Below are 13,248 nucleotides of genomic sequence, written 5' to 3'. Positions count from 1 at the left end.
ACGACTGCCCGCAGCTACGTGGACTAGTCACGCTTGCGGCGCCTTGCCTGCCATACCGCGGCCGCGCCCAGTGCTGCCACGACCGCGGTGCCCGCGAGCAGGCCGAGTGACGGGCCGTGGTCCTCGGTGTTCTTCTTCGGCGCAGCCGTCGGTTGCTTACCCCCCACCTGCTCCCCGCACCCCGCCTCCGGATATCCCGCGATCGCGCACAGCAGGGCGTTGGTGTTGTAGCGGAGCGGTTTGGCGACGGCGGCCAGGGCCTCGGCGGTCGTGGCGTCGGGGGCGGTCGGCACGCAGGCCGTGCGGGCCGGGGGCGGGGTTTCGCCGGACGGGGCGTCGGTCGTCGTACCGAAGTCGATGACCAGGGCGATCCGCTTCTTGCCGTCCTGCGCGGGCGTGTTCGCGCAGATCGTCGCGAAGTCGGCCGTGCCGCGTGGCTTCGTCGCGTCGCCGGAGTCCTCGCTGACCGCGAAGCGGAAGCCCTGGACGTCGCCGTCGGAGGGGCGAGCGGTCGAGGGGCCCTGGGTGGCGTACGTCCACTGGTTGCCGTCGCGCTCCCAGAAGGACCAGTAGCGGTAGCCGGCGGCCTGCGCCTGGCCCGCGTTCCCGGAGAACAGGACCGCGGCGAGGAGTAGGAGGGTCGCGGCACGGCGGCGGGAGGTCACGGCTGCCGCCTCTTGTTGCGGCTGCTCAGCAGGAAGCCGATGCCCGCCCCGGCGGCGAGGCCGGCGCCGACCATCCACCACACGTCGCCGCTGCCCGAATCATCCGTTTCGTCGGTCGTTTCGTCGGCCTTCTTGCCCTTGGCCGTCGCTGTCTGCGGAGCCGGCCCCGTCGCGTTGAGCTGCTTGACCAGGTCCGTGCCGCTGAAGTCACGCGGGTCCGTGCCCGTGGCGTGGGCGGCGAAGATCAGCTGCGCGTAGGCGGCCGGGCCGCTCTGCGCCGCCCAGGCGGAGGAGTTCTGTTCGAGCCATTCCAGCGGCTTCTTCGCCTGCGCGGCCTGGCCCTGCGAGGCGAGGGCGACGACGGCGTCGGCCGTGTTGCCGTGGTCCGGCTGGTCGGTGGAGCCGGGGAGGGCCGAGGTGAGGTGGCCGTCCTTGGCGAGGGCCTTGGTGAGGTAGGCGGCACCGTTGGCGGCGGCCCGCTGCGGGGACGGCGAGCCGGAGTCGGAGCAGGCGGCGGCATCCGCCTGCTCGGCGGGCTCGACGACCAGGCCCTTCCCCAGCGCGCCGACGACCCCCGCCGCGGTGGCGTCGGCGTTGGCCGCCAGCTTGCCCTTCTTGTCGGGCTGGAAGGCGAAGGCGCCTGCGTCGGCAGCGGCTGCGGCGCCCTCGCCCTCGCACGGCAGGGCGAGCTTCACCAGGGCGTCGTACGGCCCCTGGCCCCCCTTGCGTACGTCCGCCGGCTTCTCCCCCACGGCCGTCAGCGCGCCGACGACCACGGACGTCGAGTTGGTGTCGCTGGCGCCGCCGGGGGCGTACCCCCAGCCGCCGTCCTTGTTCTGCACGGACTTCAGCCAGGCGACCGCCTTTTCGGTGGCGGCGTCGTGGCCGCCGAGCGCGGCGAGGGCCTGGACGGCGGCGGCGGTGTTGTTGGTGTCGACCATGAGCTTGGCGTCACAGGCCGTGGCGGGGTCCGCGCGGTAGGGCGCGAAGGCACCGCTCGCGCACTTCTGTCCGGTCAGCCAGTCCACGGACGTCGCGGCCGGCTTCACCCCCACTGTGTGCTGGGCGAGCAGGGCGAGGGACTGACGCCAGACACCGTCGTACGTCGGGTCCGTGCTGCCGTACAGCGCGGCGGGGAACGCCCGCGAGGCGGAGGGGGACGGGTCGGCGGCGACGGCGGGCGCGGCGGCCCCGATCACGGCGGTGGCGGCGGCCAGGACCGCGGCGCTGCGGCGGACGTTCATGATCGGCGGGTGCCTCTCCCTGAAGGGAGCCGGGCAGCACGGGACACCCCGGCGGCTCGGCTCCGTATACCTCGACGGTGCCGCACACCGGCCGGTTGCCGGTGCGCGTGAGCCGGTCACGATCCGTGCGGGGCAGTCCGGCTCGCCGCCCTGGACGGACGGCACACGGTTGCGGGTCAGCGCCGGATTTGCACCGGCTTCCCCCCGTACGGGTGTGATGACGACGCGGCCACTCTACCGGCCCGTGCAAGGCCACCCTGCTGGGGCGGGGACGGCGCCCAGACGGAGGTGTCAGTTGACGTCCCGTCAGTTGCCATGCTGCCGAACCACGTTGCGTCACGGGTGTGTGATGGATGCGTGACATTGGCCACGAAGGTCTTCAGGCACCCCTCTGGCTGACATAAATTAGCTGTAGCCGACATGCAATATCTCGGGGGGACCCAGTGTTCAGCAAGCAAGTCCGGAGCGCTCTGCGACGGTTCCCGGACTCGCGCGCATCGCGACTCCGCGACGCCCACCTGCGAGCACACAGCCGCCGGCTCATGTGCCGGCTCGATCCGCCCCTGCCCCTGAGCGTCACCACGCTGTGCGAGCGGCTCGGCGAGTTACGCGGCACACCGATCCGGCTGCTGGAGTGGGACCTGCCGGTCGACGGGCCGTTCGGCATGCTGATCTCCCGCCCGCACGAGGACGCGATCGTCTATCAGGCCAACACCACCAAGGCCCACCAGGCGCACATCATCCTGCACGAGGTCGGACACATCGTCGCCAACGACCTTGCCGACGAGCGGCCGGCCGAGACGAAGCTGCGCACCTGCTACACCGACCGGGAGGAGCGGGACGCCGAGGTCATCGCCTCGACGATCATGCACCGGGCGATCTCCCTGCGGCGCCGGGCGCAACGTCACGGACTCGACGAGCCCTGGCGGCCCTCCGTCTACAACAGCCTCGTTCTCGCCGACGGGCTGACGTGAGCGCGTTCAGCTGGATCGCTGTCGTCACACTCCTGGCCGGCACCGTCTGGACGCTGCCCGCACTGGTCCGCCGGCGCTTCCGTGACCCGATGCGCCTGCACCTGTGCCTGTCGCTGTTCCTCATGGGGCTGGGCAACGTGGTGAGCCATCCGCCGGTCGGCCGCCTCATCGACGGGCACACCTTCGTCGGGCTCTCCAAGGCCGGCTACAACGCGATGATCCTGATCGGGCTCTGCCTCATGGTCGGCTTCCTGCGCGAACGCCCCCTCGACCGCCGGTCCGCCCTGTGGTCCTGGGACGTGACCGTCTGCCTGGCCTGCCTGGCGGGGATGCTCACCATGAGCGTGCTCCTGCCGTCCCACCTGCGCGACCACGGCCTGACGTCGGCCTACCTCGTCGACTGGCGGGTGCGCGCCTTCTACGACTTCGGCAACTTCTACCTGCTCTTCGGCTACACCGCGTGCGCGGTCCTCGCCTGGCGCCACGCGCGCGAGGGCCACGCGCTGCGCCGGGTCTCCCTGACGGCCATCTGCGTCGGCCTGATCGGACTGGCCCTCAGCTGTGCCTTCCGCTTCCTGTGGGTCAACATCCCCGCGCTGCGCGCTCCCGGTCAACCGATCACGTACGCCGACGACTTCGCCTTCGGCATCGCCGACACCATCGTGGTGTGCGTCGGGCTGAGCCTGCCGTTCTTCGTCGGCCTCGTGCAGATCGCGCGGGAGCGGCTCGACCACCGGGCGCAGTTCCGCGGGCTGGAGGAACTGTGGAACCGGCTGGTGGCCTTCTACCCCGAGCTGGTCCTCGACCACCACCACTACGCAGGCCGCCGGCGCCTGCCCATGGCGCACTACGCCTCGGCCGTCTACCGCCGCTATGTCGAGTGCCGGGACGGCCTGACGCGGCTCGGGCCCTACATCGAGCTCGCCTCGCGTGAGATGCCGGACGGCGCCCCGGCGGGCGAGCCCGGTGCGGACGCCCGGCGCATCGACCGCGCGCTGCGTCTGCTCGGCGACTCGCGCCTCGACAGCGCCGTACCGAAGGCGACCTCGCCCTTCCTGCCCGGCGGCCAGGGCTCCTGCGACCACTACGAGAGCGACCTCGTCGCCCTCATCCGGGTGTCCCACGAACTACGAGCGTTGCGCACCGGCTCTGACGAACACACCCGGGTCGGGGCGAGGAGATCCTTCGTGGACGGAACCTGAAGCTTCACAGGGGAAGAGGAACAGCCTTCAGAGGGCCGGCGAAGCAGCCTTCAGGGGACCAGCACGAATTTGCCGCGGAAGCCCCCGGCCTCCATGCGCCGGTGTGCCTCGTGCGCCTGAGCGAAGGGCAGGACGGTCGTGCGCTGCCGAAGACCGGCGCCCCGGGCGGCGTGGTCGGCCACGTCCGCCAGGTCGTCACGGTTCAGCTCCACGCCGACCAGTGTGAACTCCACGTCCGGGCGCCGGGCCGGGTCCGGCGCGCTGAACGGGGTGATGGTGACGAACGCGCCGCCGGGGCACACCGCCTCGATCAGGTCGGGGGCACCGCCGGCGTCGATGACGACGTCGTACGCCTTCGACTCGGCCCGGGAGGGATCGGTCAGCACCGCACCCTCGCCCGGGTGGCCGGCGCGGTGCTCCTGCCACACCTCGCCGTCCTCGGGCCGCACCAGAATGTCGGTGTGGGTGGCCGGCTCGCCGAGCAGCCGCGCCGCCAGGTGCCCGCCGACGCCGCCCTGGGCACCGACCAGCAGCACGCGCCGTCCGGCGCGCTCCGGCGTCCGGCGCAGTGTCTGGACGGCGGTCACCCCCGCCAGCGGCAGGGCCGCCGCGTCCGTCAGGCTCAGCGCCGCGGGCACCGGCGCGACGTACCGCGGGTCGAAGCGCACGTACTCCGCCATGCTGCCCACGCCCGTCCCCAGCTGGGCGGTCATCGCCATCACCCGGTCGCCGGCGGCGAAGCCGGAGCCGGCCGGCGCGTGGACGACCGTGCCCGCCAGGTCCCAGCCGAGCACCGCCGGGAGGGGGGTCGGGATCTGGCCCGACCTGGTCGCCAGGTCGACCGGGTTGACGGCGGTCGCGGCCGTCTCGATGACCAGTGCGTCCGAGTCCGGCTCGGGCAGGTCGAGGAGGCCGAGGACCTCCGGTCCTCCGGTCCGGGTGATCCCAACGGCCTTCATGCATCGCCTTTCTGAGGGGGAGTCTGTTGATGCGGAGCGTCCAGCGCGTCCATGATCGATAGCAGCTGCTCGCGCATCTCGGGGGTGAGCCGGCCGGCCCGCATCGCGATCGAACGCACCTGCCGGTCGGCGAGCGTCGAGGTCCAGGCCTCGTCCTCGCCCGCGGGCCGCTCGGGGGTCTCCTCGTTGATGAGCGCGCCCACCGAGACCGGCAGCGTCATCGGCCGGGACTGGAAGTACTTCACGATCGCCGCCAGCACGCTGAGCGTCGGGTTGGTCTGCGAGCCGTTGCGCAGGGCGGCCAGGTAGCTCCGGGAGATCGTCACGTCGTGCGCCGGGTCGTCCGAGATCGCCTGGGCGACCTCGGCCGTCGAGGGTTCGCGACGGCGGCCCACGGCGTCCGTGGTGGCGGCATCAGCGAACCAGGCGTTCAGGCGTTCCGCCAGCGTTGACATGTTTCCGACTCCCTAGGCTTCGGCGACTCGGGTTCCGGTGACTGATCTCGGCGTCGGTGACGCGTCAAGTGAGCACGTTCGCCTGTCAGGCCATCAAAGTGCTTGAAGCGTAACACCAATGACATCGCCATGGACAGGACTGCTACTATATTGGCATCAGCGACTTCATTAGTGACGCTTGTCTTGTTGAGAAGCGTTTCCAGACTGGAGGAGATATGCGCAGCGGTACTTCTTTCGCTCAAGGCCTTCGCCAGACTGTCGACAGCGGACCGGCGTGGACGGTCGAGGCCGTTCGCCAGGTGCGCTACCACGTCGTCAGCTCCGACCACCTGTTCGCGCTCGACAACACGACCCTGCTCGACGCCTGAATGAACGCCGCCGCGGTGAACAGGGCAGGGGCCCTGCCCCGGCCGGCGAGGCGGCCGCCGACGGCGTTGCCGGCGATGCTCGCGAGGCCGTAGAGGACCAGTAGGACGGGGACTGCTTTCTCGGAGTAGCCGGCGGCGACGGCGCTGGGCTCCGAAATACGTGATGATCGCGAACATCGCCGACGAGAACAGCGCTGTGGCGCCGACGGTGAGCGCGACGTTGACGTTCAGGAGCGCGGAGAGCTCCTGGCGGGCGTCGGGTTCGGGTGTGCCGATGTCCAGGTGGGCCGTCGCGCGGTGGGCGCCCCAGGTCGCGAGGGCGGCCAGGACCGCGATCACGGCGAACGGGGTGCGCCAGCCGCCGAGTTGGGCCAGCGCGGCGCCGGCCGGGATGCCCGGCACCGTGGCGAGGTTGACCCCGAACTGGATGGTGGTCACGGCCTTGCTGGAGCGCTCGACGGGAAGTAGCCGCTGCGTCACCACGATCGCGGTCGCCAGGAAGGCACCGTGGACGGCCGCGGTGATGACCCGGCCCACGAGGACCAGGGGGAAGCCGGACGCGGTAGCGATGACGACGTTGCCCAGGACGAACGCCGCCAGCAGGTAGATGCACAGGCGGACCTTGGAGACCCCGGCCGTGAGCACGGTGACGCCGGGCCCGGCGACGGCGACGGTCGCCGCGTACACCGTGACCAGCAGGCCCGCCGTCGTCACGTCGACGTCGAGCGCCGACGACAACTGCGACAACATGCCGCCCGGCAGCAGCTCGGAGGTGCCGAAACAGCAGATCGCGGCGATGAGCGGAATGGTTCTGCGGGTCACAAGTGAGTCCTCCCAGGAGTCATGAGGAGACTATAGAAATCTAAGTGCCAATATACAAGACATACGACGCTGCAACAGTTGAGGGGTCTCGTCAGGTGACCCTGTGCAGGGGGACGCGAGGTAGGTTCGCCGGATGCAGACGGGGAGACTGCTCGGCGCCGGCCGAGCCAACGACGTGTACGAGATCGACCAAGCGTGGGTGGTGCGCTGCAACCGGGAGGGGCGCGGGGACGCGACGGCCGAGGGCGCGGTGATGGAGTTCGTGCGCGGCCATGGCTATCCGGTGCCGCGGGTCCGCCCGGCCGACTCCTCGCGCACCGAGCTGGTGATGGAGCGGCTCTACGGCCCGACGATGCTGGAGGCGTTCGGCGCGGGGCAGGTCGACTCGAGCGAGGCGGGGGCCGTACTCGCCCGTCTCCTACGGCAGTTGCACACCGTTCCCGCCCGGCATGCGCCCGCCGCCCGCATCCTCCACCTCGACCTCCACCCGGACAACGTCATCCTGACCGCAGACGGCCCCCGGGTCATCGACTGGACCGACGCGGAGGAGGGCGACCCGGGCCTGGACTGGGGCATCTCCGCGATGATTCTCGCCCAGGTCGCCGTATCCGACGAGCCGGTCGCCGCCCCCGCCCGCGCGATGCTGACCGCCCTGCTCGCCGACCCGTCCCACCTCACCGAGGCCGGCCTGGCGGAGGCCCGGCGACGACGCGCGGTCAACCCGACGATGAGCCGAGGGGAGGTCGAACTCCTCGGCGAGGCAGAGGACTTGATCCGCTCGGTCGTGTCCTAGGGGGTGTTTCGAAAGTCCCGCACAGCACCCGCGGCGCCCGGCACGCCGAGGGCACGCACCGAACACCGCGGGCACCGCACTGGACTTTCGAAACACCCCCTAGTGCCCCGGCAGGCGGCTTGCGTCCAGCACGTCGTTCTCGGCCGGAGGCCGCACGTCCAAGGGTTCGCCGAAGGCGCTGAACGAGGTGCTGGTGTGATAGTCGGCACCCTTGTAGACGACCGAGAGAAGGTACGGCCTGCCCTCGGTGGCGACGTGGAACGTGTAGGTGCTTCCCTTGTGCGCCTTGTCGGTCACCACCAATTCAATCGCCGGCCTGCCGTCGACCTCGGTCGGTGCGCCCTTCGTCGCCTTGCCGAAGGAGGAGAACTCCTGGGTGCAGTTGGAGAGTCCGGCTTCCTCCGTTTCCAACGCTGTCTTGCCGGCCGGGGTCTTGACCCAGCGCTTCTGTTCCCCCGAGCCGGCCACGTCCTTGCCCGCCAACTCCAGGTAAGCGCGGTTCGGTCGGACGTAGTCCGCGTCGCCGATCCGGATCTGTTCGAGGCGGGCACCGTTGGTCCAGGTCCGACTCAACCTGCACGCGGCCTTGAGGTCGGTCGTCAGGCGGCTGGTGAAGCCTTCGCCGGTGGCCACGGTGGTCGTCTTGGCGTCCACGGTCACCGACTTGAGCGCCTTCATCGTGTCGTTCGCGTCGTCCAGCAGCTGCTCGGCGGACGGCTCCTCCGTCGAGGAACTTTCCGAGCAGCCGGCCACGGCGCCCCCGGTCACCGCGCAGGCCAGCGCAGCCGTCACCACGGTGAACGTTCTTCTCACAAGTCCCCCCATTTCACGGACGGCTCAGATTATCGAACTCATGCGCGGGGTGGGGCCGCCGAAGGGGAGATGGAGGACGCGGGTTGAGAGCAGCCACGTGCCGTCGGGGCGGCGGTGCAAGGAGTCCTCGTAGTGGCCGACCTGGACCGGCGGGCCGGACGGGACGGGATCCGTGCCGCCGTCGTGGCCGTCGATGCGGTACGTCGTGAAGTACGAGGTCGCCGTCGCCGTGTCCGGGGAGGTCACGGTCACCAGGATGTTGGACATCAGGCGGCGGGACAGGCGGTCGGCGGGCCGGGAGCCGAAGTACTGGCGCAGTGCCTCCCGGCCGTTGATCAGGCGGCCGCCGGCCGGCCACTCCCAGCTGCCGTCCTCGGTGAACAGCTCGGCGACGGAGCCGGGTTCGCCGAGGTCGAGCCGGTGGACGAAGCCGATGATCAGGTGCTCGCAGGCGCGTTCGGCGAGGAGGCGGTCGATGGGGACCAAGGCGTCCAAGGGGTCCATGGGGCCGTTGGTATCAGTGATAAGGCATGCACGCGACCGTTTTACACGGCCAGGTACGTCACCGGCTCGCTCCCCGCCACCGCCTCCGCCCGCCCCAGCTTCACCAGTCGCCGCAGATGGGCCTCCGCCTCCGAGACGGCGACGTTCCGCGAGCCGTACGGGATCTGGGCCCAGGGGCGGTTCCACTCCATGCGTTCGGCGAGCTGCCAGGGCGTGAGGGGTTCGGTAAGGAGGGTGAGCAGGCCGGTGAGGCGGTCCTCGTGGTGGGTGAGCAACTCCCGTACGCGGCTGGCCGCGTCGGTGAAGGCGTGCTGGTGGGCGGGGAGCACCTCGGCGGGGGCGAGGCGGCCGACGCGTTCCAGGGAGTCGAGGTAGTCGCCGAGGGGGTCGGTGACGGTGGCGTCGTCCGGGTCCTCGTACAGGCCGATGTGCGGGGTGATCTCGGGGAGCAGGTGGTCGCCGGAGAACAGGCGGCCGTGGCCCGGGAGACGGCCGGGGTGCGCCTCCTCCAGGTGCAGGCAGACGTGGCCGGGAGTGTGGCCGGGCGTCCAGATCGCGCGCAGGCGGCGGCCGGGGAGGGGGAGGAGTTCGCCGGGGACGATCTCGCGGTCGGGCAGGGCGGGGGCCAGGCCGGGGACGGAGCGGGGGCGGGCGGCGCGCATCGGTGCCAGGTGGTCCTCGGGGGCGCCGGCGGCCTCGAGTTTGGCGCTCATGTAGGTGAGCCAGCGTGCGGGGCGCGTCGAGCGGGCCCGCCGTACGATTGCGCCGTCCGCCTCGTGCATCGCGATCCAGGCGCCGGACGCCTCCCGCACCCGGCCCGACAGGCCGTGGTGGTCGGGATGGTGATGGGTGATCACGACCCCGTGGATCTCCTCCGGCGAGGTGCCGCACACTGTCAGGCCCTCGGCGAGGGCGTCCCAGGAGGCCGGGTCGTCCCAGCCGGTGTCGATCAGCACCGGTCCGCGGTCGGTGTCGACGACGTACACGAGGGTGTGGCCGAGGGGGTTGTCCGGGATGGGGACCTGGAGGGAGCGAACGCCGCCGCCGTGGCCGTACACCTGCGTCATGGGCTCCCCAATCGCCGTGTCCGGCCACTATAACTAGAACGCGTTTCGATGGGAGCCCGGGTCGACCTTCTCGGCGTGATGGTTGGCGTCCCGCCCGTGGACTCCTCCAGGCGGACCTGGTATCAGTGGCCGTATCTGATGAACCGTCAGAGACGGAGTCGCTCCGGGGAGGCAGTCGCCATGACCGAGCTCGTGGAACACGGACAGCTGTTCATCGGCGGGGAGTTGACCGACCCCCTGGGCAAGGACGTCATCGAGGTGATCTCGCCGCACACCGAGCAGGTCATCGGGCGCGTGCCGCACGCCTCGACGGGGGACGTGGACCGGGCGGTCGCCGCGGCGCGGAAGGCGTTCGACGAGGGGCCCTGGCCGCGGACGACCCTCGACGAGCGGATCGAGGTGGTCGGGCGGATCAAGGACGCGATCGCCGTACGGCACGAGGAGATCGCCCGCGTGATCTCGTCCGAGAACGGGTCGCCGTACTCCTGGAGCGTCCTCGCGCAGGCGCTCGGCGCGATGATGGTGTGGGACGCGGCGATCACGGTCGCGCGGAACTTCACCTGCGAGGAGACGCGCGACGGAGTACTGGGCCGGATCCTCGTGCGGCGCGAGCCGGTCGGGGTCGTGGCGGCCGTGGTCCCCTGGAACGTCCCGCAGTTCGTCGCCGCGGCCAAGCTCGCGCCCGCGCTGCTCACCGGCTGCACGGTGGTGCTGAAGCCGTCGCCGGAGTCGCCGCTGGACGCGTACATCCTCGCCGACATCGCGCGCGAGGCCGGGCTGCCGGAGGGCGTCCTGTCGATCCTGCCGGCGGACCGCGAGGTCAGTGAGTACCTGGTCGGGCACCCGGGCGTGGACAAGGTCTCCTTCACCGGCTCGGTGGCGGCCGGCAAGCGCGTGATGGAGGTCGCCGCGCGCAACCTGACCCGCGTGACGCTGGAGCTGGGCGGCAAGTCGGCGGCGGTGGTGCTGCCGGACGCGGACGTGGAGACGGCGGTCGCCGGGATCGTCCCGGCGGCCTGGATGAACAACGGGCAGGCGTGCGTGGCCCAGACCCGCATCCTGCTGCCGCGTGCGCGCTACGACGAGTTCGCCGAGGCCTTCGCGGCGGCGGCCGGCGCGCTGGTGGTCGGCGACCCGCTGGACCCGGCGACCCAGGTGGGCCCGCTGGTGGCGAAGCGGCAGCAGCAGCGCAACCTCGACTACATCCGCATCGGCCAGGAGGAGGGCGCGAAGATCCTCACCGGCGGCGGGCGTCCGCCGGGCCTGGACCGCGGCTGGTACGTCGAGCCGACCCTCTTCGGCGACGTCGACAACTCCATGCGCATCGCCCGCGAGGAGATCTTCGGCCCGGTCATCTGCCTGCTCCCGTACGGCGACGAGTCCGAGGCCGTGAAGATCGCGAACGACTCCGACTACGGGCTCAGCGGCAGCGTGTGGACGGCCGACGTCGGGCACGGCATCGAGATCGCCCGTCAGGTCCGTACCGGCACGTACTCGGTGAACACCTTCAGCCTCGACATGCTCGGCCCCTTCGGCGGCTACAAGGACTCCGGCCTGGGGCGGGAGTTCGGGCCGGAGGGCTACGGCGAGTACCTCGAGCACAAGATGATCCACCTGCCGGCGGGCTGGGAGGGCTGAGCGACCATGGGCGACCGCTGGCAGATCGAGGTCGACCGCTCCCTGTGCATCGGCTCCGCCCAGTGCGTCCACCACGCCCCGGACGGCTTCCGCCTCGACACGGGCCGCCAGTCCCACCCCGTCGACCCCGAGACCGACGCCAACGAGAAGGTCCTCGCGGCGGCGGAGGGCTGCCCGGTCGAGGCGATCATGATCACGCTGCTGGGGAGCGGGGAGCCGGTGTTTCCTCCGGAGGAGTAGCGGTTCCGTCGGAGGAGTAGCGGTTCCGTGCGACACTCCGCCTCGCGTTCGGGACGTGACGAGGTGGGAGAGCGATGGGTGGGGTGGGGGCGGCCGTGGCCGCGTGTGTGGCGGCGGTGGTGCTGACGGCGTGCGGCGGCGGGGGAAGCGGTGACGCGGCCGAGGAGCCCGAGGGGAGCGGCTGATCGGCCGTGGCGGCGGACGGGGTCACGGTGACCCCGTCCGCGGTGCGGAGGGATATCCGGGCGGCGGCCGCCGCCGGGGACTTCGGGCGGCCGCGGTTCGTCGACAACGAGGCTGTCCGACGCATGGGCGCATGGGCGCCTGCTCGGTGTTCGGCCAGGTGCGGACCACCGCCAAGCCGGACCTGAAGGCCGTCACCGAGGTCGTCGCCGCGCTGAGGGCTCGCGGGTGGCGGGAGCTGACGCGGACCGCGGATCCCGTGGGCGACGCCTGGGTCCTGGCCGCTCAGCCTGCCGCCGGGCCGGCGGAGAACGCCGAGGCGTTCAGCGGTCTGTTCCCGTCTCCTTGAGAGATCCGCCCAAAAAATCATGATTCAGGGGGTTCTGTCCCGGAATAAAAGTTCTATCCTAGGAAGTGGCCTACGGGACGAGTGAGGGAGTTCGACCGGAGTAGCCGACTGTGGCGAGACGCTTCGGCATCCGCCAGTGGCCGACGTCGACGGTCGGGCTGAGAGGCCGGAAGGCAGTAGTCGGGCCGGATGGCGACCCCCAGCACCTGATCCGGGTAATACCGGCGAAGGGAACCCGTCTCGTAGGTTCTTCGCGCGCCTAGGCCCGGCTGTCGTTCGCCGGGTCCGTCAGGTCGATCAGCCGGCACACCGTCTCGATGTCGATCTTCACCTGGGCGATCGAGGCCCGGCCCGACAGCCAGGTGATCAGCGCCGAGTGCCAGGTGTGCTCGATGACCCGGACCGCGGACAGCTGCTCCGGCGTCGGATTCTCCAGCCCCATCGCGTCCAGGACGATCACCGTGGTCTGGCGGGACACCTGGTCGACCTCGGGGGACACGCTGCGGTCCGCGAACGTGAGCGCGCGGACCATCGCGTCCGCCAGATGCGGCTCCCGCTGCAGCGCGCGGAAGGCCCGCATCAGCGTCTGAGCCACCCGCTCCGCCGCCGTCTCGCCGGTCGGCGGCTTCTTGCGCAGCGTGCCGTGCATGTGTTCCAGCTGATCCTGCATCGTGGCGACCAGCAGATGGATCTTGGACGGGAAGTAGCGGTACAGCGTGCCGAGCGCCACCTGCGAGGACTCCGCGACCTCCCGCATCTGCACCGCGTCGAAACCGCCCCGGCTGGCCAGTTGGGCGCTCGCGTGCAGGATGCGCCGACGCCGCGCCTCCTGCCGCTCGGTGAGCGGCGGCGAGTCGGACCGCGGGGTACTGGCATCCACCTTGGCCACCTTGTCCACCTTGGCTTCCGCAGGCATGGGTCCCGTTCCGTGACAGTCGGTGAGGGCAAGTGATCACACAGCATGACAGGGGC

Annotated in this window: 15 protein-coding genes; 6 read left to right on the top strand and 9 right to left on the bottom strand. The window is 71.1% G+C overall.

The features are described 5' to 3' along the window. Positions 1-23 precede the first annotated feature (23 nt). Together AC5P09_RS21740 and AC5P09_RS21735 are read right to left on the bottom strand one after the other, a co-directional pair. Positions 24-665 carry an SCO2322 family protein gene (locus AC5P09_RS21740; RefSeq protein ID WP_493875499.1) on the bottom strand — a complete coding sequence of 214 codons (642 nt, stop codon included), beginning with the start codon at positions 663-665 and terminating at the stop codon, positions 24-26. After that, positions 662-1,909: an SCO2321 family membrane protein gene (locus AC5P09_RS21735; RefSeq protein ID WP_493875498.1), complete on the bottom strand. Its 1,248-nt coding sequence runs from the start codon at positions 1,907-1,909 to the stop codon at positions 662-664. Before AC5P09_RS21735 ends, AC5P09_RS21740 begins: the two co-directional genes overlap by 4 nt. 542 nt (positions 1,910-2,451) lie before the next feature. Here AC5P09_RS21735 and AC5P09_RS21730 point away from each other — a divergent pair. Further along, the gene (locus AC5P09_RS21730) at positions 2,452-2,883 is read left to right on the top strand and encodes a hypothetical protein (protein ID WP_493875497.1); all 432 of its coding nucleotides are present in this window, start codon (positions 2,452-2,454) and stop codon (positions 2,881-2,883) included. Further along, the gene (locus AC5P09_RS21725) at positions 2,880-4,085 is read left to right on the top strand and encodes an MAB_1171c family putative transporter (protein ID WP_493875496.1); all 1,206 of its coding nucleotides are present in this window, start codon (positions 2,880-2,882) and stop codon (positions 4,083-4,085) included. The genes AC5P09_RS21730 and AC5P09_RS21725 overlap by 4 nt, the downstream gene beginning before the upstream one ends. Positions 4,086-4,135: 50 nt before the next feature. On the opposite strand, the gene AC5P09_RS21720 is transcribed toward AC5P09_RS21725, so the two are convergent. The 3 genes from AC5P09_RS21720 to AC5P09_RS21710 are packed head-to-tail and all read right to left on the bottom strand — an operon-like array spanning position 4,136 to position 6,689. Then, positions 4,136-5,044 (bottom strand): NADP-dependent oxidoreductase, encoded by a 909-nt coding sequence (locus tag AC5P09_RS21720; RefSeq protein WP_493875495.1) that lies wholly within the window; start codon positions 5,042-5,044, stop codon positions 4,136-4,138. Continuing rightward, complete coding sequence (locus tag AC5P09_RS21715; RefSeq protein WP_493875494.1) at positions 5,041-5,499, bottom strand: hypothetical protein; 459 nt, start codon at positions 5,497-5,499, stop codon at positions 5,041-5,043. Before AC5P09_RS21715 ends, AC5P09_RS21720 begins: the two co-directional genes overlap by 4 nt. Next, on the bottom strand, positions 5,475-6,689 hold the full coding sequence (locus AC5P09_RS21710) for an MFS transporter (RefSeq protein WP_493875493.1): 1,215 nt from the start codon (positions 6,687-6,689) through the stop codon (positions 5,475-5,477). The genes AC5P09_RS21715 and AC5P09_RS21710 overlap by 25 nt, the downstream gene beginning before the upstream one ends. A gap of 133 nt (positions 6,690-6,822) precedes the next feature. Here AC5P09_RS21710 and AC5P09_RS21705 point away from each other — a divergent pair, with 133 nt between their 5' ends. After that, the gene (locus tag AC5P09_RS21705) at positions 6,823-7,482 is read left to right on the top strand and encodes a phosphotransferase (protein ID WP_493875492.1); all 660 of its coding nucleotides are present in this window, start codon (positions 6,823-6,825) and stop codon (positions 7,480-7,482) included. Between the two features lie 99 nt (positions 7,483-7,581). Here the strand turns inward: AC5P09_RS21705 and AC5P09_RS21700 are convergent, their stop codons facing one another. The 3 genes from AC5P09_RS21700 to AC5P09_RS21690 are packed head-to-tail and all read right to left on the bottom strand — an operon-like array spanning position 7,582 to position 9,866. Then, positions 7,582-8,295, bottom strand: a complete 714-nt coding sequence (locus AC5P09_RS21700) for a hypothetical protein (protein WP_493875491.1) — start codon at positions 8,293-8,295, stop codon at positions 7,582-7,584. A gap of 24 nt (positions 8,296-8,319) precedes the next feature. Next, a complete protein-coding gene (locus AC5P09_RS21695) occupies positions 8,320-8,799 on the bottom strand; it encodes a nuclear transport factor 2 family protein (RefSeq protein ID WP_493875490.1) in 480 nt (159 codons plus the stop codon). Between the two features lie 41 nt (positions 8,800-8,840). Beyond that, positions 8,841-9,866, bottom strand: coding sequence for a Strvi_7410 family MBL fold metallo-hydrolase (locus AC5P09_RS21690; protein ID WP_493875489.1), 1,026 nt, complete (start codon positions 9,864-9,866; stop codon positions 8,841-8,843). A 180-nt stretch (positions 9,867-10,046) separates the two neighbouring features. Between AC5P09_RS21690 and AC5P09_RS21685 the strand changes: the two genes are divergently transcribed. From AC5P09_RS21685 to AC5P09_RS21675, 3 genes are all read left to right on the top strand, one after another. Then, positions 10,047-11,504: an aldehyde dehydrogenase gene (locus AC5P09_RS21685; protein ID WP_493875488.1), complete on the top strand. Its 1,458-nt coding sequence runs from the start codon at positions 10,047-10,049 to the stop codon at positions 11,502-11,504. A gap of 6 nt (positions 11,505-11,510) precedes the next feature. Then, entirely contained in the window at positions 11,511-11,744 is a 234-nt protein-coding gene (locus AC5P09_RS21680; RefSeq protein WP_493875487.1) for a ferredoxin, read from the top strand. Positions 11,745-12,060: 316 nt separating this feature from the next. Continuing rightward, complete coding sequence (locus AC5P09_RS21675) at positions 12,061-12,276, top strand: hypothetical protein (protein ID WP_493875486.1); 216 nt, start codon at positions 12,061-12,063, stop codon at positions 12,274-12,276. 259 nt (positions 12,277-12,535) lie between these two features. Here the strand turns inward: AC5P09_RS21675 and AC5P09_RS21670 are convergent, their stop codons facing one another. Continuing rightward, positions 12,536-13,192 (bottom strand): TetR family transcriptional regulator, encoded by a 657-nt coding sequence (locus tag AC5P09_RS21670; RefSeq protein ID WP_493875485.1) that lies wholly within the window; start codon positions 13,190-13,192, stop codon positions 12,536-12,538. Positions 13,193-13,248: the final 56 nt, after the last annotated feature.

This window comes from Streptomyces sp. a15, from assembly GCF_059026085.1.
This window is presented reverse-complemented; position numbering and strand designations above follow the sequence as displayed.

Excerpts from the sequence above, each read along its gene's own strand:
- AC5P09_RS21735 (WP_493875498.1), bottom strand. The coding sequence starts at position 1,909 with ATGAACGTCCGCCGCAGCGCCGCGGTCCTGGCCGCCGCCACCGCCGTG.
- AC5P09_RS21730 (WP_493875497.1), top strand. The coding sequence starts at position 2,452 with ATGTGCCGGCTCGATCCGCCCCTGCCCCTGAGCGTCACCACGCTGTGC.
- AC5P09_RS21720 (WP_493875495.1), bottom strand. The coding sequence starts at position 5,044 with ATGAAGGCCGTTGGGATCACCCGGACCGGAGGACCGGAGGTCCTCGGC.
- AC5P09_RS21715 (WP_493875494.1), bottom strand. The coding sequence starts at position 5,499 with ATGTCAACGCTGGCGGAACGCCTGAACGCCTGGTTCGCTGATGCCGCC.
- AC5P09_RS21705 (WP_493875492.1), top strand. The coding sequence starts at position 6,823 with ATGCAGACGGGGAGACTGCTCGGCGCCGGCCGAGCCAACGACGTGTAC.
- AC5P09_RS21695 (WP_493875490.1), bottom strand. The coding sequence starts at position 8,799 with ATGGACCCCTTGGACGCCTTGGTCCCCATCGACCGCCTCCTCGCCGAA.
- AC5P09_RS21690 (WP_493875489.1), bottom strand. The coding sequence starts at position 9,866 with ATGACGCAGGTGTACGGCCACGGCGGCGGCGTTCGCTCCCTCCAGGTC.
- AC5P09_RS21685 (WP_493875488.1), top strand. The coding sequence starts at position 10,047 with ATGACCGAGCTCGTGGAACACGGACAGCTGTTCATCGGCGGGGAGTTG.
- AC5P09_RS21680 (WP_493875487.1), top strand. The coding sequence starts at position 11,511 with ATGGGCGACCGCTGGCAGATCGAGGTCGACCGCTCCCTGTGCATCGGC.
- AC5P09_RS21675 (WP_493875486.1), top strand. The coding sequence starts at position 12,061 with ATGGGCGCCTGCTCGGTGTTCGGCCAGGTGCGGACCACCGCCAAGCCG.
- AC5P09_RS21670 (WP_493875485.1), bottom strand. The coding sequence starts at position 13,192 with ATGCCTGCGGAAGCCAAGGTGGACAAGGTGGCCAAGGTGGATGCCAGT.